Here is a 233-nt window from a genome sequence, read left to right on the forward strand (position 1 = left end):
ATTAATGCCTATGAGTGAAGAACGATCTACATTACAACAAAGCCTAGTTCCACACTTAATTATAGCAGCAGCCTATAATGATGCCCGCCAAGCAGACAGTGTAGCACTATATGAAATTGGCTCAGTATTCCTTGGTCAAACGGAGGAAGGGCAACCTTTCGAAGAAGCGCATCTTGCAGCCGACCTTACAGGGAAATGGCTAGAGCACGCTTGGCAAGGCGAGAAAAAAGCCG

Annotated in this window: 1 protein-coding gene; it reads left to right on the plus strand. The window is 46.4% G+C overall.

Annotated features, from left to right (window positions below):
* A partial coding sequence (locus KVT27_RS26295; RefSeq protein ID WP_217582345.1) for a hypothetical protein occupies positions 1-233 on the plus strand: 233 nt, incomplete at both ends.

The organism is Lysinibacillus sp. GbtcB16 (genome assembly GCF_019091145.1).
Lineage (GTDB): Bacteria > Bacillota > Bacilli > Bacillales_A > Planococcaceae > Lysinibacillus > Lysinibacillus fusiformis.